The 19,046-nt window shown below is 65.2% G+C and carries 18 protein-coding genes; 4 read left to right on the top strand and 14 right to left on the bottom strand.

The genetic code is table 11. The features are described from left to right. Nucleotides 1-211: 211 nt before the first annotated feature. From C3E77_RS04555 to C3E77_RS04535, 5 genes are all read right to left on the bottom strand, one after another. Nucleotides 212-1,072: an aldehyde dehydrogenase family protein gene (locus tag C3E77_RS04555; RefSeq protein ID WP_108390545.1), complete on the bottom strand. Its 861-nt coding sequence runs from the start codon at nucleotides 1,070-1,072 to the stop codon at nucleotides 212-214. After that, nucleotides 1,069-2,631 (bottom strand): aldehyde dehydrogenase family protein, encoded by a 1,563-nt coding sequence (locus C3E77_RS04550; protein ID WP_108390544.1) that lies wholly within the window; start codon nucleotides 2,629-2,631, stop codon nucleotides 1,069-1,071. Before C3E77_RS04550 ends, C3E77_RS04555 begins: the two co-directional genes overlap by 4 nt. Before the next feature lie 10 nt (nucleotides 2,632-2,641). Beyond that, nucleotides 2,642-3,589, bottom strand: a complete 948-nt coding sequence (gene deoC, locus C3E77_RS04545; protein WP_463352346.1) for a deoxyribose-phosphate aldolase — start codon at nucleotides 3,587-3,589, stop codon at nucleotides 2,642-2,644. 133 nt (nucleotides 3,590-3,722) lie between these two features. Beyond that, nucleotides 3,723-4,679 (bottom strand): sugar-binding transcriptional regulator, encoded by a 957-nt coding sequence (locus C3E77_RS04540; RefSeq protein ID WP_108390542.1) that lies wholly within the window; start codon nucleotides 4,677-4,679, stop codon nucleotides 3,723-3,725. Between the two features lie 200 nt (nucleotides 4,680-4,879). Continuing rightward, a complete protein-coding gene (locus C3E77_RS04535) occupies nucleotides 4,880-6,085 on the bottom strand; it encodes an MFS transporter (RefSeq protein WP_108390541.1) in 1,206 nt (401 codons plus the stop codon). A gap of 66 nt (nucleotides 6,086-6,151) precedes the next feature. On the opposite strand from C3E77_RS04535, the gene C3E77_RS04530 reads away from it, so the two are divergent. After that, nucleotides 6,152-6,829, top strand: coding sequence for a maleylpyruvate isomerase family mycothiol-dependent enzyme (locus C3E77_RS04530; RefSeq protein ID WP_108390540.1), 678 nt, complete (start codon nucleotides 6,152-6,154; stop codon nucleotides 6,827-6,829). Between the two features lie 36 nt (nucleotides 6,830-6,865). On the opposite strand, the gene C3E77_RS04525 is transcribed toward C3E77_RS04530, so the two are convergent. The 4 genes from C3E77_RS04525 to truB are packed head-to-tail and all read right to left on the bottom strand — an operon-like array spanning nucleotide 6,866 to nucleotide 9,697. Then, the gene (locus C3E77_RS04525; protein WP_108390539.1) at nucleotides 6,866-7,795 is read right to left on the bottom strand and encodes a bifunctional riboflavin kinase/FAD synthetase; all 930 of its coding nucleotides are present in this window, start codon (nucleotides 7,793-7,795) and stop codon (nucleotides 6,866-6,868) included. Then, nucleotides 7,792-8,256 (bottom strand): hypothetical protein, encoded by a 465-nt coding sequence (locus tag C3E77_RS04520; RefSeq protein WP_108390538.1) that lies wholly within the window; start codon nucleotides 8,254-8,256, stop codon nucleotides 7,792-7,794. Before C3E77_RS04520 ends, C3E77_RS04525 begins: the two co-directional genes overlap by 4 nt. A 47-nt stretch (nucleotides 8,257-8,303) precedes the next feature. Continuing rightward, complete coding sequence (locus tag C3E77_RS04515; RefSeq protein WP_108390537.1) at nucleotides 8,304-8,672, bottom strand: hypothetical protein; 369 nt, start codon at nucleotides 8,670-8,672, stop codon at nucleotides 8,304-8,306. Further along, nucleotides 8,669-9,697 (bottom strand): tRNA pseudouridine(55) synthase TruB, encoded by a 1,029-nt coding sequence (gene truB / locus C3E77_RS04510; RefSeq protein WP_108390536.1) that lies wholly within the window; start codon nucleotides 9,695-9,697, stop codon nucleotides 8,669-8,671. Before truB ends, C3E77_RS04515 begins: the two co-directional genes overlap by 4 nt. Before the next feature lie 31 nt (nucleotides 9,698-9,728). On the opposite strand from truB, the gene C3E77_RS04505 reads away from it, so the two are divergent. Further along, a complete protein-coding gene (locus C3E77_RS04505) occupies nucleotides 9,729-10,790 on the top strand; it encodes a ketopantoate reductase family protein (RefSeq protein ID WP_108390535.1) in 1,062 nt (353 codons plus the stop codon). Between the two features lie 6 nt (nucleotides 10,791-10,796). Here the strand turns inward: C3E77_RS04505 and C3E77_RS04500 are convergent, their stop codons facing one another. Further along, nucleotides 10,797-11,471 (bottom strand): nucleoside/nucleotide kinase family protein, encoded by a 675-nt coding sequence (locus tag C3E77_RS04500; protein ID WP_108390534.1) that lies wholly within the window; start codon nucleotides 11,469-11,471, stop codon nucleotides 10,797-10,799. Between the two features lie 158 nt (nucleotides 11,472-11,629). On the opposite strand from C3E77_RS04500, the gene C3E77_RS04495 reads away from it, so the two are divergent. After that, nucleotides 11,630-12,502, top strand: coding sequence for an iron-sulfur binding domain-containing protein (locus C3E77_RS04495; RefSeq protein ID WP_418288071.1), 873 nt, complete (start codon nucleotides 11,630-11,632; stop codon nucleotides 12,500-12,502). Between the two features lie 41 nt (nucleotides 12,503-12,543). On the opposite strand, the gene rbfA is transcribed toward C3E77_RS04495, so the two are convergent. The 4 genes from rbfA to nusA form a co-directional block, all read right to left on the bottom strand. Further along, nucleotides 12,544-12,981, bottom strand: a complete 438-nt coding sequence (gene rbfA, locus C3E77_RS04490) for a 30S ribosome-binding factor RbfA (RefSeq protein WP_108390532.1) — start codon at nucleotides 12,979-12,981, stop codon at nucleotides 12,544-12,546. Between the two features lie 104 nt (nucleotides 12,982-13,085). After that, nucleotides 13,086-15,917 carry a translation initiation factor IF-2 gene (infB, locus tag C3E77_RS04485; RefSeq protein WP_108390531.1) on the bottom strand — a complete coding sequence of 944 codons (2,832 nt, stop codon included), beginning with the start codon at nucleotides 15,915-15,917 and terminating at the stop codon, nucleotides 13,086-13,088. Nucleotides 15,918-16,000: 83 nt separating this feature from the next. Next, complete coding sequence (locus C3E77_RS04480; RefSeq protein WP_108390530.1) at nucleotides 16,001-16,261, bottom strand: YlxR family protein; 261 nt, start codon at nucleotides 16,259-16,261, stop codon at nucleotides 16,001-16,003. 106 nt (nucleotides 16,262-16,367) lie between these two features. Next, on the bottom strand, nucleotides 16,368-17,354 hold the full coding sequence (gene nusA / locus C3E77_RS04475; RefSeq protein ID WP_108390529.1) for a transcription termination factor NusA: 987 nt from the start codon (nucleotides 17,352-17,354) through the stop codon (nucleotides 16,368-16,370). A 207-nt stretch (nucleotides 17,355-17,561) separates the two neighbouring features. On the opposite strand from nusA, the gene C3E77_RS04470 reads away from it, so the two are divergent. After that, nucleotides 17,562-19,034, top strand: a complete 1,473-nt coding sequence (locus C3E77_RS04470) for an alanine/glycine:cation symporter family protein (protein ID WP_108390528.1) — start codon at nucleotides 17,562-17,564, stop codon at nucleotides 19,032-19,034. Nucleotides 19,035-19,046: the final 12 nt, after the last annotated feature.

The following is a 19,046-nucleotide window of genomic DNA, read 5'->3' as shown; positions in this document are numbered from 1 at the left end:
GCCCAGCCGTGAGAAAAGGACATCAGCACCAGAGAAGGACGAAACGGGCGACAGCATCCTTATCTCGGCGCTTTGTCCTTACCCCGGCACAGTGCCCTCAGCTCGGCACTGTCTCCTTCTCTCGGCAGCGCCACCCAACCGCTCCCACACCCATCCAACGACAGCAGGGCCGCCCCTTTCGGAGCGGCCCTGCTTCTGCTTTGCGTCGAGACTAGATCAGGCTCTTGGTGTGCCAGACGGTCTTCGTCTCGGTCAGCGCCGTGATCCGGTCGAGGCTCGGCGCCGCGGCATCCGCACCGTTCTCGGGCCGAAGCACCCGCATGAGCGTCTCCGCGGCGGCGATCTCGAGGTCGATCCAGTCGAGGTCTCCCGCACCGGTGAGGTCGAGCGCGTTGACGTCGGCGTGCGACGCGAGCCACGGGGTGATCTCGGCAGGCGAGCCCGTGAGGATGTTGACGACACCACCGGGGACGTCACTCGTTGCGAGCACCTCGGAGAGGCTGATCGCCGAGAGCGGCAGCGACTCTGACGCGATCACGACGACCGTGTTGCCGGCCACAAGCGCCGGGGCTACCACGCTGACCAGACCGAGCAGCGATGTGCCCTGTGGAGCAACAATCGCCACGACTCCGGTGGGCTCAGGAACCGAGAGGTTGAAGTACGGGCCAGAGACCGGGTTGGCGTTTCCGGCGACCTGGACGTACTTGTCAGCCCAGCCGGCGTACCAGACCCAGCGGTCGATGGCTTCATCGACCTGTGCGGTCGCGGCCTCGGTCGAGACGCCCTCTGACTGCTCGATCTCGTCGATGAACTGAACGCGACGCCCCTCGAGCAGTTCGGCGATGCGGTAGAGCACCTGGCCGCGGTTGTACGGCGTCGCGCCAGACCAGCCCGACAGCGCGCTGCGTGCTGCAACGACGGCGTCGCGGGCATCCTTGCGGGATGCCTTCGCGGCGTTGGCGAGGAAGACGCCGTCTTTCGAGGTCACCTCGTAGGTGCGGCCTGACTCCGAGCGGGGAAACTTCCCCCCGATGTAGAGCTTGTAGGTCTTGGGAACGGCGAGGCGGCTCATTTGGTGCCCTTCTGTGTCGTTGCATCCACAGCATCCGTTGTAGGCGTTGCAGGCGTTGCATCGGATGCTGCGGCAGGAGTGGTGAGGTCGGCGGCGGGCGCCGAGGTGACCTGACGCGCCGAACCGGCGGGCTTGAGGTAGGCGCCGAGCCCGTGCCGTCCGCCCTCACGGCCGTAGCCGGATTCCTTGTACCCGCCGAATGGGCTCGCCGGGTCGAACTTGTTGAAGGTGTTCGCCCAGATCACCCCGGCACGAAGCTTGTCCGCGACAGCGAGGATGCGGCTGCCCTTGTCGCTCCAGATGCCGGCCGAGAGACCGTACGGCGTGTTGTTCGCCTTGACGATCGCTTCGGCGGGGGTACGGAACGTCATCACGCTCAGCACCGGTCCGAAGATCTCCTCGCGGGCAATCCTGTGGCTCGTCGACACGTTGGTGAAGATCGTGGGTGCGAACCAGAAGCCCTCAGACGGAAGAACGCAGTCTGGGCTCCATCGTTCGGCGCCCTCGGCCACCCCCACGTCGGTCAGTGTGCGGATCCGCTCGAGCTGCGCCGCCGAGTTGACGGCACCGATGTCGGTGTTCTTGTCGAGCGGGTCGCCGAGACGCAGGGTCGACAACCTCTCCTTGAGCCGGTCGACGACCTCGTCGTGAATGTTCTCCTGGACGAGGAGCCGTGAGCCCGCGCAGCAGACGTGGCCCTGGTTGAAGAAGATGCCGTTGACGATGCCCTCGATGGCCTGGTCGATCGGCGCATCGTCGAAGACGATGTTCGCGGCCTTTCCACCGAGCTCGAGAGTGACGCGCTTGTCTGTTCCCGCAATGGCGCGCGCGATGCCGCGGCCGACGTTCGTCGATCCGGTGAACGCGATCTTGTTCACGTCGGGGTGGTTGACCAGGGCTGACCCCGTCGAGCCGGCGCCGGTGATGATGTTGACGACACCGGCTGGCAGGTCGGCCTGCTGCAGGATCTCGGCAAACAGCAACGCGGTGAGCGAGGTGGTTTCGGCGGGCTTCAGCACGACGGTGTTACCCGCGGCGAGCGCAGGGGCGATCTTCCAGGCGAGCATGAGCAGCGGGAAGTTCCACGGAATGATCTGGCCGGCGACGCCGAGCGATGCGGGGTTTGGGCCGACACCGGCGTGATCGAGCTTGTCCGCCCAGCCCGCGTAGTAGAAGAACCAGGCCGCAACGAGTGGCACGTCGACGTCGCGGCTCTCCTTGATCGGCTTGCCGTTGTCGAGGCTCTCAGCGACGGCGAGCTCTCGAGCCCGCTCCTGGACGAGCCGCGCGATGCGGAACAGGTACTTGCCTCGGTCTGCGCCAGACATCCGTGACCAGACGTTGTCGTATGCGGCTCGAGCGGCCGCAACAGCTCGATCGACGTCAGAATCGTCGGCAGAAGCGAGAGTGGTGATTGTCTTCTCGGTCGCCGGTGAGATCGTGGTGAACGGCGAGCCGTTTCCGCTCACGAATTCGCCGTTGATGAAGAGGCCGTATTCACTCTTCAGGTTGAGGATCGCCGTCGACTCGGGGGCCGGTGCGTAGTCCAGAAAACTCATTGAAAATCCCTTAATCGATTGTGACGTAGTCGGCGCCGGAGTAGTGCCCTGTCGACATCTTCTGCCGCTGGAGCAAAACGTCATTGAGCAGGCTCGACGCACCGAAGCGGAAGAGGTGCGGTTGCAGCCACTCCTCACCGACGGTTTCGGCGACGGTGACGAGGTACTTGATGGCGTCCTTCGAGGTGCGGATGCCGCCGGCCGGTTTGACGCCGATCTTCTCGCCGGTGAGGCGGTGCCAGTCGCGCACCACTTCGAGCATGAGGAGGGTGACTGGAAGCGTCGCCGCCGGAGCCACCTTGCCCGTGGATGTCTTGATGAAATCGCCACCGGCGAGGATGGCGAGCCACGACGCCCGGCGGACGTTGTCGTAGGTGTTGAGCTCACCGGTCTCGAGAATCACCTTGAGGTGCGCGTAACTGCCGTCAGAGCGCCTGCACGCTTCCTTGACGGCGACGATCTCGTCGAACACCTGGCCGTAACGACCGGAGAGGAACGCGCCCCTGTCGATGACCATGTCGATTTCGTCTGCGCCAGCGTCAACGGCATCCGCTGTATCGCTCAGCTTGATGGCGAGCGAGGCGCGACCGGACGGGAATGCGGTTGCGACGGCGGCGACGTTGATTCCGGAGTCAGTGCCACGAGCGTGGTGAGAGCCAAGCGCCTCAACGGCGTACGGCACCATGTCTCCGTACACGCACACAGCTGCAACCCGGGGCGTCGATGAATCTGATGCGTCCGGGGTGATCGCCTTGGCGACGAGGGAACGTACCTTTCCCGGAGTGTCGGCACCCTCAAGCGTGGTGAGGTCGATGAGCCCGATTGTTGTGTCGAGCGCCCACTTCTTGGAGCTGGTCTTGATGGAACGCGTGCCAAGTCCGGCAGCGCGCTGCTCGAGGCCGACGGCGTCGACCCCGGGAATCCCCTCGAGGTAGCGACGAAGATTCGCATCGGTCATCGGCCCATCGAAGAGCTCAAGGGTTGTTGCTCTCGGAACAACAGCCTGTCTGGTTTCGGTCATGCGTGGATCCTCCTGCATAAGTGTGTTCAGGTCGATAAGTGTTGGGGGCGCCGGGCGGGATGAGGCAGCGTCAGGTGCCGGTGTCGAGCAGGGCGAGCGCCGTTGCCTCGTCGGTGACGAGCACCGTACACAGGCCGCTCGTGACCACGGCTCGCGCGACGGCGATCTTGCCAGCGCCCGCGATCACCGCGATGCTGGTCGCTGCGCTGCGGAGCGTGGCGAGGCTCAAGCCGACCGTTCGCTCGTCGAGTGACGGGTCGACGATCATGCCTGCCGCATCGATGTAGCGCCCGACGACGTCGCCGACAGCACCACGGCGCACGAGTTCATCCACGTCGTTCGGCGTCAGGTACCCGCTGTCGACGAGCGCAGAGTCGTGGCCGGCCACTCCGGCACTGTAGAGGTACGCCGATGCGTCTCCCGCCATGGCGAGCACTCCACCGACGGTGCGATCGGCCTCGATGGATCGTTTGGTCTCGAGTCGCTCCAGGATGGCGGGGCTCGGCAGAAGCGTGGCCTGACCGGATGCCTTGCGGGCAATCTCGAATGCCGTTGCGGCCGCGGTGCCCGCCCTCTGGTTCACGCTCACCCCGCCGTTGATCTGCACGACGTTCACGCCGGTCGCCCAGCCTTCACTGAGGTGTTCGGCAACGTCGTGGAGCGTTCGACCCCAGCTCACGCCGAGCACCCTGGGTACCGGGCGAAGACTCGCGAGATAGTCTGCCGCGGCTTGAGCGGCCCGTGCGCGGAGGTCGTCGGCGCTGTTCGTCCCGGCCGCGGGAACGACGATGGCGTCGTCGATGCCGAAGCGCTCGCGAAGACTGCGCTCGAGCGTCAGCTTGCGCGCACGGGGGTGGACGATCTCGATGCGGATGAAGCCCTTTTCCTTGGCGGAGGCGAGCAGCCGCCCGACCTTCCACCTGGTGAGCTTGAGAATCGCCCCGACTTCGTCCTGGGTCTTGTTCTCGTCGTAGTAGAGCTCGGCCGCGCGGATGGACAGCAGCTCGTCATTGTCGATGGTTTCCACCGCTTCCCCTGACGTTCGTTGCTCTGCCGACACGGCCGCTGCCGTCACGGACACTGCCAGTCCGCCATCCCCCAGACTAAATCCCGGTCGTGCTCAAAACAACACAGGTAGCGGTTTCTGCTCACATGAGCACCATGTGCGCAATCCCCCGCCGGATGTTGGCTGCTGCCGGTGGACCGGGTCCGGGCACGCCGGTGACGTTACGCGCCGTCCTCGATAGTGCGGTCCCTGGCCACGATCGCCCCGGCGAAGACGCCGATGAACGCGACCCCGATCAGGATCACGAGTGGAACCGTCCAGCCGTCGGTCAGATCGTGTGTGATGCCGACGACGAGCGGGCCAAGCGCTCCGAGGACGTAGCCGACGCCCTGGACGAAGCTCGACAGGGCGATCGCTCCGTCGTGTGTTCTGGTCCGCAGGTTGATGAGTACCAGTGCGAGCGGGAACAGCAGCGGCCCAAGGCCGATGAGCACCACCCAGGCGAGGGGCGCGATCGTGGGAACGATGAGGAGCCCCGCGTAACCGGCCACGAGGCATCCGACGGCCACGTACACGAGCAGTGCGATGTTCTTCATCCGCACGGCAAGGATCGGAATCAGCAGCCCGGCCGGGAATCCCATGAAGGCGAACACCGACAGCCACACTCCCGCTGTTGCGTCGTTCACCCCGACGATGTCCTGGACGAGGCTCGGTAACCACGCGAACATCGCGTACGCGTTGAGTGACGAGAGGCCGAAGATGACGGCGAGAGACCAGGCCAGCGGAGAACGCCAGAGCCGGCCAACCACCTCGGTGCGCGAGGGGTCCATGCGCGGCGGCGGAGGAGTCCGTTTGGCATGGAGGTTGAGCACGAGCCACGGAACGAGAGCGACCACGCTGACCCCCGCCCACATGGCGAGCGAGATCCGCCACCCCGCCCCGTCGGCAACAGGAACGGCGATCAACGGAGGGATGAGCGTCGAAATGGAGAGCATTGTGACGTACAGCGTCGTCATCAGTGCGATCCGATCGGGGAAGTACTTCTTCACGATCGGTGGCAAAAGTACGTTCCCGAGGCCGAGACCGGCGAAGGTCACCGCACTGCCTGCCACGAGCGTCAGGACGTCACCGGCGATGCCACGGATGAGGTGGCCGACGAGGATCGCCGCGAGTGCGAGGATGAGCACGACCTCGAGCCGACTTCGGCGGACGAGCGCCGGGGTGATGATGCCGAACAGGGCGAAGCACACGGGCGGCATCGCGCCGAGCAGGCCGACGACGAGAGGGTCGAGCGGCAGTTCGGCCGAGACGCGGCCGATAATCGGCGACAGTGCGCCAACCGCGGTCCTGAGGTTAGCCGCGACGAGGATGATGCCGATGAACGCGAGCATCCTGCCGGCGAGCAGCGGACGGTTCGCGGTCGACATCACGGTCCAAGTGTATGGGCGGTTCGCTTCTCGACCGGCGGTGCCCGCCGCGCGTACCCTGTACTCATGTCTGCTTCCCCATCGCGCCAGGAACCATCAACACCCTCCAGGGGAAACGAGATCGCCCAGGCTCTTGCCATTGTGGGCGACGGCCTCGATTCGCTCACCGCGGTGCAGTGGGCAAGCCCGAGTCTCTGCGAGGGCTGGAGCGTCAAGGACACCATTGCCCACCTGGTCTGGCGGCTCGGGACCCCATCGATGCGACTGGCCACCGACATCGTTCGGGCATCCGTCGCGGGGCGCCACGCCAACCCGATGGAGTCGCTGGATGACATCGCCCGAGGAATTGCCGATTCGGGCGGCACAGACGAGCTGCGCCGGGAGTTGCGTGCCATCGCTGACGAGAAAGCGCAGGGGCACGGGCGCACCAACGCCGGCGAGCTGCTCGAGGTCGTCGTGCACGGCTACGACGCGCTGCACCCCCTCGGCATCCAGCTTCCCTTCCCGCCCGCGACGACCCACCGAGTGGCGACGGCCAGCGCGCTGAAGGCACCGCGCCGCGTGCGCTCGGTGATCAGGCACCGTACGCTCGTCGCCGAGGATGCCGGGTGGCGGATCGGACATGGATCGGAGATCGTCGCGGATGCCGCGAGCGTCATCCTGTTCCTCAACGGCCGGAAGGCAATGCAGCCGCCGCAACGCGAGCGCATCCTGGCGCCCGCTCCGACGCCAGGGCTTGCCTGAGTTCGCAGGCCGTCAGACGGTCAGGCCGTCAGGCCGTCAGGAGAGTAGTCGCCTGACCCGCTCGACGTCGTCTGCCATCTGCACGATCAGCGGATCGATGCCGGTGAAGGCGACCTGGCCGCGGATGCGGTCGACAAACTGCACCTCGACGACCTGGTCGTAGAGGTCGATGTCCTCGTCGAGCACGTACGCTTCGACCTGCTTTTGCGGCACGCCGTCGAACGTCGGGTTGTTGCCCACCGAGATTGCCGCGGGAAAACGTCGAGAGCCGACCCGCAGCCAGCCGGCGTACACACCGTCTGCGGGAATGAGGCCGTCCGAATCCGGTGAAAGATTGGCTGTCGGATATCCGAGTTCACGCCCGCGCTTGGCCCCGTGAACGACGACTCCGCGCACGGCAGGGTCGTGACCGAGCAGCCGCGAGGCCTCAGCCACCCGCCCTTCGGCGAGTAGCTCACGGATCCAGGTGGATGACACGCGCCTGCCATCGTTCGGAGCAACGTCAGGGATGGTCTCAACGTCAAACCCGTACCGGGCGCCCAGCTCGCGGAGCAAGGCAACATCGCCCGCTCCCCTGTGGCCGAACCTGAAGTCGTTGCCGACGAGCACGAGCTTTGCCTTCAGGCCAGTGGTGAGCACTGTGGTGACGAAGTCCTCGGGGCTGAGCAACGAGAATTCCCGGTCGAACGACAGCAGCATCGCCGCATCGATTCCGGTTTCAGCGAGGAGGTCGAGTTTCTGGTCATTGCTCACCAGAACCGGTGGTGCCTTTTCCGGGGCGAGAAGGGCGGCCGGATGCCGGTCAAACGTCACGACGACGGAGTTGAGTCCCCGTTCACGGGCTGCCTGTTTCAGCCGGTCGATCACCGCGCGGTGACCCGCGTGCACACCGTCGAATTTGCCGATGGTGACGGCGGTAGGGCCGAAGCCCGCGGGGATATCGCTCACCCGCCGGAACGTGATCACGCTGCCGCAACCGTTGAGCGGCGGGCGGGCCTGTGGCTCGCGAGCCACCACATTCCGAGGGGAGGAAGCACCAGCGGAATGAAGAGGTATCCGGCGCCGAAGTACGACCACACTGTCGCCTCGGGGAACAGCTGGGGTTCGAGCACACTGAGAGTGCCGATGGTCAGGACGCCGAGAAGCTCGAATCCGATCGTCAGCCAGGCGATGCGATACCAACCCGATCCGCTGCGGATGAGCGCGATTGTCGCAACGATGTACACCACGGCGGCGAGTGCAGACAGCGAGTATGCGAGCGGCGCATCGCCGAACCGCTCGGCGATCTGCACGAATGAACGGCCCGTCGCCCCGAGCGCGAGGATCCCGTAGACCACGACGAGAACGCGGCCGATTCCCGAGATGCTCCGGCGGGGCGCAACTGTCGTCCCGGTCCCGGTTGAGACTTGTTCGTTGTGTGATGTCATGACTCTGCCAATTCTATTCGCGTTCGACAGGCACTCCCCGGTCGGGCTCAGAGCGGAAGTGTCGTCCAGATCTGCTGCATCCGGTAGACCATCACGGCGATCGCGAGTGCGACGACGCCGAGGATCACCGTGCTCCACTTGCTGCGGTCGACCAGCGCCCAGAAGCCCGCTGCTGCGGGGAGCAGAATCGCGGAAACGAGGTAGGTGTAGAACTCGAGGACGCTTCCGACCGGTTCGTTGCCCGTGAACGGTGCGACGATGGCCACAATCAGCTGCGCGATGAGCAGGAGTTCCACGAGCGCGAGTGCGCCGAGGGTGAGGTCGCTTGGTTTCCTGCCGGCGAAACCGAGGATGACAGCGAGCACGCCCGCGACAACGGCCACAGCCACCTGCAGCCAGGTAAACCACTCGATCATGCGCCTGGTTCCTCTTCACCTGCTGGATCAGCGTGCCCGGAGGGCGTCGCTTCACCTGGTGCCTGAGCATCCTTTCGGGGCGCCTCTGCATCCGCGGGGAAATTGACGGCGCTCTTCGCGACATCCCCCGCGATTTTCACGAGTCCGACCAGCCGTCCGTCAGGTGCCACGGCGGCAGCGAGCTCATCGGAGCCGAGGGGGCCGGACACCGCGAGCTCGGCGGCACGGACTTTCTTACCGTGGCCAAGGTCGATGGCCTGCTGCTCGGTGAGGTCGATGCGCGGAAAGAGAACGGAAGCCGCTTCTGCCGGGCCGATGAGGCTCGATGCGACGTCGAGCTCGTCGAGACGGGGAGCATTGTCGACACTGAACGGCCCGATCCTGGTGCGCCGGAGGCTCGTGAGGTGGCCGCCGACGCCGAGTGCGGTGCCGAGGTCCCTCGCCAGCGCGCGGATGTAGGTGCCTGACGAGCACTCCACGCGAACATCGAGGTCGAGGAATCCGTCACCGTCCCTGCGGTCGAGGACGTCGAAGCGTGACACAGTGACCGGGCGCGACTTGAGCTCGACGGTTTCGCCGGCGCGAACGAGTGCGTATGCCCGCTTGCCATCGACCTTGATCGCGCTCACGCTCGACGGAACCTGGGAGATGTTTCCGGTGAGGTCGGCGACCGCTGACGCGATCGCAGCGTCGGTGACGCGGGAAACCGCATCCGGATCCGCCCGCTCGACGGTGTCGCCCTCGGCGTCATCCGTCGTTGTGGACATTCCGAGCCTGATCGTCGCGAGGTATTCCTTGTCCTGGCCGACGAGGTAGGTGAGCAGGCGGGTCGATGAGTTGATGCCGAGGATCAAAAGGCCCGTTGCCATGGGGTCGAGGGTGCCCGCGTGACCGACCCTGCGGGTGCCAGCGAGCCTGCGGGTGCGCGCGACGACGTCGTGGCTCGTGATCGATTGGGGCTTGTCGACGAGGAGGATGCCGGAGTGCACAGATGGTCCTTTCGTGCCTTGCGGGCGACAGACCATCTTCCCACACGCGGCACCGTAGGCTGGGAACATGCGTGTTGCCGTGATCGGAGCTGGAGCCCTCGGCTGCACATTCGCGGCACTTCTCGACCGGGCCGGCCACGACGTCACCCTCGTGGCTCGCGGAGCACAGCTCGAGGCGGTCAGCGCGAGCGGAATCCACCTGAACGGCGGATTTGGCGACTGGCAAACGACAAAGCTCGTGGCCGTTCCGCGCCTCGAGACTCCCCCGACGCCCGGTGGGGACTTCGACCTCGTCTTCCTTGCCGTCAAAGCCCAGGACACGGCCACCGCCATCGCCGAACACGGCGGGGCGATCGACGGGACACCGGTGATCGTTGTGCAAAACGGTCTCGACGGTGTCGACACAGTGTCGAAATCGCTCGTCGACTCGTCGTGCGTCGGCGCGCTGTCCATCGTCGCTGCCTCGTATCTGGAGCCAGGGTCGGTGCGGGTGACCACCCCGGCGACGACGTACATCGGCAGGGGCACCGGCGACCCTGACGCCGAGGTACGCCGGATCGAGGCAGAACTCGGCGACGCGTTGCGACTCACGGCCATCGGTAACTTCGTCGGAGCGCAGTGGACGAAGCTCCTCGTCAATCAGCTCAACGCCCTGCCGGCGATCACCGGCTTGAGCGTGCAAGAGGTCGTTGCCGATCGCACCCTTCGCTTGATCATGACGAGGAGCATGCGTGAGACGGTGCGCGTCGGGGCTGCCACCGGCATCCGTTTCGGGTCGATCCAGGGGCTTGGCAACCTCAGGCTTCGCTTCTTCGCGCGGCTGCCCGTCGTGCTCGGGCAGGCGCTGCCCGCCCGTTTCGCCTCCCGGATGGGACCGGTGCCCAACCCCGGCTCGACACTGCAGTCGATTCGGCGCGGCCAGCGGACCGAGATCGACTTCCTCAACGGAGCCGTCGTTCGGCAGGCGCGTCTCGTCGGACGTCGCGCCCCGGTCAATGAAACACTGACGGCGCTCGTGCACGAGGTCGAAAAGACCGGGGTTTTCTTCACACCGCGGCAGGTGGCGGATGCTGTGGCGGGCGCTGAGGCCGGCACGTCGGCCGGTTCGTCGGCCGGTTCGCTCCGGTGACCGGACTCAGCAGCTGTCGAGGAAGACCCGGACGGGACTGGCTTCAACAGAATTGTTGACCACCGCTGTCGCGCTCGTGCGCGGGTTCGCTTCTCGCTGGTAGAGCTGCTGGCCGCCGACGTACCTCGCGTTGGACGCGGCCTGAGGATCCGGGTCTGCGCCGAGGGACTCTGCCAGCCTCCGGTACGCCTTCGAGAACGGCACGTCGAGCCAGATGGAATAGTGCCAGAGGCCGCGGAGCTCAGGCCGGTGGAGGAAAACACCGTCGACGATGAGCACGGCGTCTTTCGGTCCGGTCACCCACCGAAGCTCTTCGCCCGTGTCGCGTTTCTCGTCGAAACCCGCCAACTGGAATCCCGTGCCTCCCGCCAGCCGGAACGGCTCGATGAGCACACGGCGAAGCAGCGAGTAGTCGAACGAGTCATGGTAATAACCCTCAGCGGAGTTGCGTCCCCGCGCGTATCGCTCCTCCCTCGGCCTGTGGAAGTCATCGATCGAGGCGCGGAAGGCAGCTCTGTCCGCTTCACGGAACACATCGGCGAGGCCATCGGCGAACGCCGCAGTGCCTGAGCCTGCGATGCCGTCCACCGCCACAATCGTGCGGCCAGCGGGGTAGTTGTGGGTGATCTCTTCCCGCAGGTCACGCAACAGCTCTACCCTGGGCGTCGAAACAAGACTCATCAGTCGAGAATACCGCCGGCCGACCGCATACGCTTGACGGACGTATGTCTGACACTCCCCTTGCCCCGAGTCCTGCGCCGCTGGCGTCTGCCCCGCGATCGTCTGGCCCGGTGCCGCCCGCCGCGGCGCCGCCTGTGCCGCTGCTGTCGGCCCCGCTGCTGTCGGCCCCGCTGCTGTCGGCCCGGATCATCGACTGGTTTGCCTCAAGCGGCCGCGCCCTGCCCTGGCGCGAGCCGGGGTTCCCGGCGTGGGGAATCCTCGTGTCCGAGTTCATGCTGCAGCAAACTCCTGTCGCCCGGGTAATCCCCCGGCTCGCCGAGTGGCTCGAGCGATGGCCGACGCCGGGGGCGCTCGCGAGCGTTCCACCCGGTGAAGCCGTTCGGGCGTGGGCAAATCTCGGTTATCCCCGCCGTGCCCTCTGGTTGCACGCCGCTGCCGTCACGATCGCCGAGCGGCACGATGGAGTCGTGCCGCAGGGGGTCGACGATCTCCTCGCCCTGCCTGGGGTCGGCGACTACACGGCACGTGCCGTGTCGGTGTTCGCGTATGGCCACAGGCATCCGGTTGTCGACACCAACACGAGGCGCGTGATCGCGCGCGCGATCGACGGCAATCAGGAGCCCGCTCCCCCGTCGAATTCCCGTGACCTCGCCGCGATGGACCGACTGCTGCCGGAAAGCGTCGAGGATGCGAGGGTGTTCAACGCCGGTGCGATGGAGCTTGGCGCGATCGTATGCACGGCAAGGGCACCCAAGTGCGGCGAGTGCCCCATCGCCGATGCGTGCGCGTGGCGTCTCGCGGGGTATCCCGCGTATGAGGGCAAACGGAAGGCTGTCCAGAAGAAGTACGAGGGCAGCGACAGACACGTTCGCGGCCTGATCATGGCTGAGTTGCGTGCGGCCCACGTTCCCGTCACACGGGCTGAAATCGACAGCCTGTGGCCGGACGCCGTTCAGCGTGAACGTGCACTCGCTGGACTCGTCGCTGACGGGCTGGCCGTTAACGCGGAAACGGGCTATGTGCTGCCCTGAGGCAGCACACAACCCGTTTCACGAAGGTCTGCGTACGCGGTTTATTCGTCGTCGTCAGCAACCCGTGGTTTGACGTACGGGTCGGGATCGCCGGCGTATGTCGCCGTGGACTTGAGCGCCTCGATCGATGAGTCGCGTTCGCGTGCCTTGGCGAGAAGCTCGTCGAGGTGCTTGGCGTTCTCCGGGAGTGCGTCGTGGATGAACTCGAGGCTCGGGGTGAGCCGTGCCGTGATGTTCTTGCCGACTTCGCTTCGAAGCATGCCCTTGGCCGCCTCGAGAGCGGCAGCGGAGTCCGCGCGCTCTTCGTCCGAGCCGTAGACCGTGTAGAACACGCTCGCGTGCTGGAGGTCTCCGGTGACGCGAACGTCAGTGATCGTGACGAAACCGAGCCGGGGGTCACGCATTCCGCGCTCGATGCGCTTGGCGATGACTTCCTGGATACGGTCGGCCAGTTTACGTGCTCGTGGGTTCTCGCCCATGATCTTCTCCTTCAGCCTTCAGTTCGTCTGTTTGGTGGATCCTGTGTCCCACCTTAAGAATGACTGCGGCAGCCCCCGGAGAGGCTGCCGCAGTCCAGAGGAGCCTAGACGCGCGGCTTCTCTTTCATCTCTGTCGTTTCGATCTCGTCACCGATCTGGATGTCGTTGAACTTGCCGAGGCCGATTCCAGCCTCGAAGTCCGTCCGAACCTCGGTGACGTCGTCCTTGAACCGACGCAGCGACTCGATGGCGAGGTTGTCGCCGAGCACAACGCCGTCGCGGATGACGCGGGCCTTTGCGTTCCTCGTGATGGTTCCCGAGCGAACGATGACACCGGCGATGTTGCCGAACTTGGAGGAGCGGAACACCTCGCGGATCTCGGCGACACCGGACTGGACTTCTTCGTACTCGGGCTTGAGCATGCCGGTGAGGCTTGCCTCAACATCGTCGATCGCGTTGTAGATGACCGAGTAGAACCGGATGTCGACACCCTCGCGAGCGGCACGTTCCCGAGCCTTCGGGTCGGGGCGAACGTTGAAGCCGATGATGATCGCGTTGTCGATGGTCGCCAGGTTGACGTCCGACTCCGTGATCGCACCGACACCGCGGTGAATGATGCGCAGCTGGACGCTGTCGTCGATCTCGATCTTGAGCAGCGACTCTTCGAGTGCTTCAACAGCACCGGAGACGTCACCCTTGATGATGAGGTTGAGCGATTCGACCTTGCCCTCTTCGAGTGCACGGGTGAAGTCCTCAAGGCTGATGCGCTTGCGGGACTTGGCCAGCTGGGCGTTGCGCTCAGCAGCTTCACGCTTCTCAGCGATCTGACGTGCTGTGCGGTCATCGTCGGTGACGAGGAAGGTGTCACCGGCGCGAGGCACCGAAGACAGACCCTGAACCTGGACCGGACGTGACGGAGTAGCGAACTCGACGGCGTCGCCGTTTTCGTCTGCCATCGCACGGACACGGCCGTAAGCGGTACCGGCGACGATGGGGTCTCCGACCTTGAGCGTTCCCGACTGGATGAGCACTGTCGCAACAGCACCGCGTCCCTTGTCGAGCTTCGCTTCGATCGCGACACCACGGGCGTCCTTGTTCGGGTTGGCGCGCATGTCGAGGCCGGCGTCTGCGGTCAACAGCACAGCGTCAAGGAGTTCCTTGATGTTGATGTTGTTGCGCGCTGACACGTCGACGAACATGACGTCTCCACCGTATTCTTCGGCGACGAGTCCGTATTCGGTGAGCTGCTGGCGCACCTTCTGCGGGTTGGCGTCTTCCTTGTCGATCTTGTTCACCGCGACCACGATCGGCACGTTAGCTGCCTGTGCGTGGTTGAGTGCCTCAATCGTCTGGGGCATGATGCCGTCGTCAGCCGCGACCACGAGGATCGCGATGTCGGTGACCTGCGCACCACGGGCACGCATGGCGGTGAACGCCTCGTGGCCCGGTGTGTCGATGAAGGTGATCGGGCGTTCGACGCCCTCGTGCTCAGCGACGACCTGGTACGCACCGATGTGCTGCGTGATGCCGCCGGCTTCTCCCGCAACGACATTGGCGTTACGGATGGCGTCGAGCAGTCGGGTCTTACCGTGGTCGACGTGACCCATGACCGTGACGACGGGCGGGCGAACCTCGAGGTCCTCGTCCGTTTCGTCTTCGAGTTCCTGATCGAGGTCGATCGAGAAGCCTTCGAGAAGCTCGCGGTCCTCTTCCTCGGGCGAAACAATGAGGATCCGGTAGCCGAGCTCTTCACCGAGGATGCCGAAAGTCGCCTCGTCGAGGGACTCGGTAGCCGTTGCCATCTCACCGAGGTGGAACAGCACGGTGACGAGGTTTCCGGGGCTGGCGTCGATCTTGTCGGCGAAGTCCGAAATGGAGGCTCCGCGGCGCAGACGGACGATTGTCGTTCCGTCACCGCGGGGAACACTCACGCCACCAAGCGACGGGGCTTCCCTGAGCTCGAATTCCTGCCTCTTGGCGCGCTTCGACTTGCGTGACTTGCTCTTGCCGCCACCACGACCGAACGCACCGGCGGTTCCTCCGCCTGGGCCACGGCCGCGACCGCCGCCGCCTGCGGGGCGGTTGGGGCCGAAGTTCGAGCCGGGAGTACCTGGGGCACCACCCGGACGCTGGAATCCACCAGCAGCCGGAGCACCTGGACGCTGGAATCCGCCGCCAGCGGGGCGACCTGCGCCACCTGGGCGCTGGAATCCGCCGCCGCCGGGACGCTGACCTGCAGCGCCGGGACGCGGAGCGCCCGGACGCGGCGAACCGGGTCGGGGTGCCTGCGGGCGAGGAATGTTGCTCGGGGTCGGAGCGGGGCGCTGGCCCATGCCCTGTGCGCTCGCGAACGGGTTGTTGCCCGGGCGAGGCGTTGCGGGACGCTGACCCATGCCCTGTGCGCTCGCGAACGGGTTGTTGCCCGGGCGAGGCGCGCCGGGACGAGGACCGCCCGGTGCTGCTGGCTTGTCAGCGGAGCCGGTCGCGGGTGCAGCGGCGTCTGTTGACGCTTCTGCGGCTGCCGGAGCAGCGGGCGACGGCGTTTCGGATGCTGCCGGTGCTGCATCAGCGGCCGGTGCTGCTGGTGCTTCCGTCTTCGCGGCGGGAGCGGAGGGCTCTGCGGCGACGGGCGCTGTGGGTTCCGCTGCGGCGGGAGCGGTGGGCTCCGCTGCGGCGGCCGCTGGCTTCCTGGCCGAACCAGGAGTCGGGCGTGATCCCGGCTTTGCCGAGGTCGCCGGTGCTTTTGCCGCGTCAGGAGCAGAAGGCTTTGCGCCATCCGCTTCGAGGGCAGCACGAAGCTTCCGTGCAACCGGGGGTTCAATAGTTGATGAGGGCGACTTGACGAATTCGCCCAGTTCCTTCAGTTTCGCAAGGGCTACCTTGCTGTCGACACCGAGTTCAGATGCGATCTCGTGTACGCGTGGTTTTCCAGCCACTATTCTCCTGTCTGGGTCCACCCAGACAGGGTGGACCTTTATTTACGGACGGGTCTCATTTCGAGCCGCTCATTAGTTGTCCATTAGCCGTTCAGCCTGTTCTCTCGTACTGAAATTTCAAGTGCTGCCGTGTCGAGGGACCTCGGCTCACGAAGGGCACGCCCGAAGGCCCGCCGCTTCACTGCGAGTTGGTAACACTGGATTTGCGGATGCAGCCACGCGCCTCGGCCTGGCAGCGACGCGGTGGTGTCCACCACGAGCTGTGAGTCCCTGGCCACGACCCTCACGAGGGAGGATCTCTCGGCACGTACGCGGCATCCGACGCACGTTCTAACGGGTTCCATCCTAGCACTCCTCAATTCGAAGACGCCCGGCAGCGCCTGCCCGGGACGCAGGGCTAGAATTCGGCCACACGCCCCGGCAATACGGCTGAGCCGCTCAGCAGCGTGCTTAGTCCTCGAGGATCGAGTCGGGCTGGATGTCGATCTTCGCGCCGGTGAGCTTGGCGGCGAGGCGGGCGTTCTGCCCTTCCTTGCCGATCGCGAGGGACAGCTGGTAGTCGGGCACGAGAGCCCTGACGGCCTTGGTGGACTCGTCGATCATGAACGTGCTCGTGACCTTCGCCGGCGAGAGCGCATTGGCGACAAACGTGGCCAGGTTCGGAGAGTAATCGACGATGTCGATTTTCTCGGTGCCGAGTTCTTCCGTCACCGCGCGGACGCGTCGTCCGAGTTCGCCGATGCACGCTCCCTTGGCATTGACGCTGGGGTCATTGGCGCGCACGGCGATCTTTGTGCGGTGCCCAGCCTCGCGGGCGAGCGACACAATTTCGACGACGCCCGATGCGATCTCGGGGACCTCGAGTGCGAAGAGCTTGCGAACGAGGGACGGGTGGGTGCGGGACACCGTGATCTGCGGCCCCTTCATTCCACGGGCAACGCTCGTGACATAGACACGGATGCGTGCGCCGTGCTTGTACTCCTCTCCGGGGACCTGCTCTTCGGGAGGCATGATCGCTTCGATGGTTCCGAGGTCGATGTGCACCATGCGCGGGTTGGGGCCCTGCTGTACGACACCGGCGACGATATCGCCCTCGCGGCCCTTGAACTCACCGAGGATCGCGTCGTCGGCGAGATCCCTCAGGCGCTGGTTGATGACCTGCTTTGCGGCGAAGGCCGCGATGCGGCCGAAGTCCTCTGGAGTCGACTCGGCCTCGCCGATGACGTTGCCCTCTTCGTCCTTTTCAGGAATGAGCACGGCGACGTGACCGGTCTTTCGGTCAAGCTCCACGCGGACTTCGGGTTCTGCTTCACCCGGTTCGGTCTGGCTCTTGATGTAGGCGGTACGAATGGCCTGCTCGATGATGCCGATGAGTTCGCTGAGGGGGATTTCCTTCTCCCGCTCCATCATCTTCAGTACGTTGAGATCGATGTCCACCGGGGTACTCCTCTATTCAGCTGCCACCGCCACTTCTGCACTGGCGGATCGATCTTCTAACTTACCCGACGCTCACGGTTTCCGACACCACACCGCTGCCCGTGCCGCGAAGCGCAACCGCTGGTAACCCGGTGTCGGCAGCCCTGAAAACCCGGCGCCGACACCCCCGTGGACAAAGGAGGCCCCGCTGGCGATTAGATTTGAATGATGGACGCACTCAATAATCTCGTGCTCGCAGCAGGAGATGGACTCTGGACCTGGGTGCTACTGCCCGTTGTTGGACTTCTCGGCCTGTACTTCACGGTGAGAACCGGCGTCGTCCAGTTCCGCATGATTCCGGAGATGTTCAAGACGCTCACCGACAAGACGCCGCTCGATGCAAGTGGCAAGGCGCAGTCGGTTTCCGCGTTCCAGGCCTTCACCATTTCGGCGGCATCCCGCGTCGGCGTCGGCAACATCGCCGGTGTCGGAACCGCGATCGCCATCGGCGGTCCCGGTGCGGTGTTCTGGATGTGGACCATGGCGTTCATCGGTGGCGCATCGAGCTTCGTCGAGTCGACGCTCGGGCAGCTGTACAAGACCCGCGACAAAGACGGGTTCCGAGGCGGCCCCGCCTATTACATGGAACGGGGTCTCGGGGCCAGGTGGATGGGCATCCTCTTCGCGGTGATCCTCATCCTCTGCTTCCCGCTCGCGTTCAGTTCACTGCAGGCAAACACCATCAGCGCGACTGTCATGAGCACTGTCGGAGTTGAGCTCACCTGGCTTCCGTGGGTTGTCGGCCTCGCCCTCGCTGTGCTCACCGGTCTCGTCGTCTTCGGCGGCGTCCGGCGGATCGCCTCGGTCACGCAGGCCATCGTGCCCCTCATGGCCGTTCTGTACCTGATCGTCGGCGTCATCATCGTCGCGCTGAATGTGACCGAGGTACCCCGGGTATTCGGGGATATCTTTGCCGGCGCGTTCGGGTTCCAGCAGGTCGCCGGCGGCGCGATCGGCACGATCATCCTCCAGGGCGTCAAACGTGGGATGTTCTCGAACGAGGCTGGACTCGGCTCAGCGCCGAACGCCGGTGCGTCAGCGGCGGTCACCCACCCCGTGAAGCAGGGCCTCGTGCAGACGCTCGGCGTCTATTTCGACACGTTCCTCATCTGCTCGATCACGGCGTTCATCATCCTCGTCTCGACCCCGGACCTCGCGAATGCCGAGCGGGGAATCGGCCTCACCTTCGATGCTGTCACCGGTCAGCTCGGGGCGTGGTCCGGCATCCTGCTCAGTGTGATTGTGTTCCTGCTCGCGTTCAGCTCGATCCTCGGTAACTACTACTACGGCGAGTCGAACATCGAATTCATCACGACGAAACCGATCTGGCTGACGGTCTATCGCGTCTTCGCCGTCGCCGCCGTTCTGGTGGGATCGGTGCTCACCGCTGACCTCGTCTGGAACACCGCTGACGGACTCATGGGCGTGATGGCACTCGTCAACCTCACCGCGATCGGGTTGCTCGGTGGAGTCGCATTCAAGCTCCTCAAGGACTACTCAGACCAGAGGCGCGATGGCTTCGATCCGGTCTTCACCCGCGAGCGGCTGCCGGAGCTCAAAAACGTCGAGTGCTGGCAGGACCAGTTGAGCGTCACTGGCCCGATGCCGATCATCAAGCACGGCTCGCACCACGGCCGCTAGCTCTCTGGCGGA

This window comes from Mycetocola zhujimingii, assembly GCF_003065425.1.
In the GTDB taxonomy this organism is placed as follows: Bacteria; Actinomycetota; Actinomycetes; order Actinomycetales; family Microbacteriaceae; genus Mycetocola_A; species Mycetocola_A zhujimingii.
This window is presented reverse-complemented; position numbering and strand designations above follow the sequence as displayed.

Bases quoted from the DNA above. Each gene is read 5' to 3' on its own strand.
- C3E77_RS04555 (WP_108390545.1), bottom strand. From the start codon at position 1,072: ATGAGCCGCCTCGCCGTTCCCAAGACCTACAAGCTCTACATCGGGGGG.
- C3E77_RS04550 (WP_108390544.1), bottom strand. From the start codon at position 2,631: ATGAGTTTTCTGGACTACGCACCGGCCCCCGAGTCGACGGCGATCCTC.
- deoC (WP_463352346.1), bottom strand. From the start codon at position 3,589: ATGACCGATGCGAATCTTCGTCGCTACCTCGAGGGGATTCCCGGGGTC.
- C3E77_RS04535 (WP_108390541.1), bottom strand. From the start codon at position 6,085: ATGTCGACCGCGAACCGTCCGCTGCTCGCCGGCAGGATGCTCGCGTTC.
- C3E77_RS04530 (WP_108390540.1), top strand. From the start codon at position 6,152: ATGTCTGCTTCCCCATCGCGCCAGGAACCATCAACACCCTCCAGGGGA.
- C3E77_RS04520 (WP_108390538.1), bottom strand. From the start codon at position 8,256: ATGACATCACACAACGAACAAGTCTCAACCGGGACCGGGACGACAGTT.
- C3E77_RS04515 (WP_108390537.1), bottom strand. From the start codon at position 8,672: ATGATCGAGTGGTTTACCTGGCTGCAGGTGGCTGTGGCCGTTGTCGCG.
- truB (WP_108390536.1), bottom strand. From the start codon at position 9,697: ATGGTCTGTCGCCCGCAAGGCACGAAAGGACCATCTGTGCACTCCGGC.
- C3E77_RS04505 (WP_108390535.1), top strand. From the start codon at position 9,729: ATGCGTGTTGCCGTGATCGGAGCTGGAGCCCTCGGCTGCACATTCGCG.
- C3E77_RS04500 (WP_108390534.1), bottom strand. From the start codon at position 11,471: ATGAGTCTTGTTTCGACGCCCAGGGTAGAGCTGTTGCGTGACCTGCGG.
- rbfA (WP_108390532.1), bottom strand. From the start codon at position 12,981: ATGGGCGAGAACCCACGAGCACGTAAACTGGCCGACCGTATCCAGGAA.
- C3E77_RS04480 (WP_108390530.1), bottom strand. From the start codon at position 16,261: ATGGAACCCGTTAGAACGTGCGTCGGATGCCGCGTACGTGCCGAGAGA.
- C3E77_RS04470 (WP_108390528.1), top strand. From the start codon at position 17,562: ATGGACGCACTCAATAATCTCGTGCTCGCAGCAGGAGATGGACTCTGG.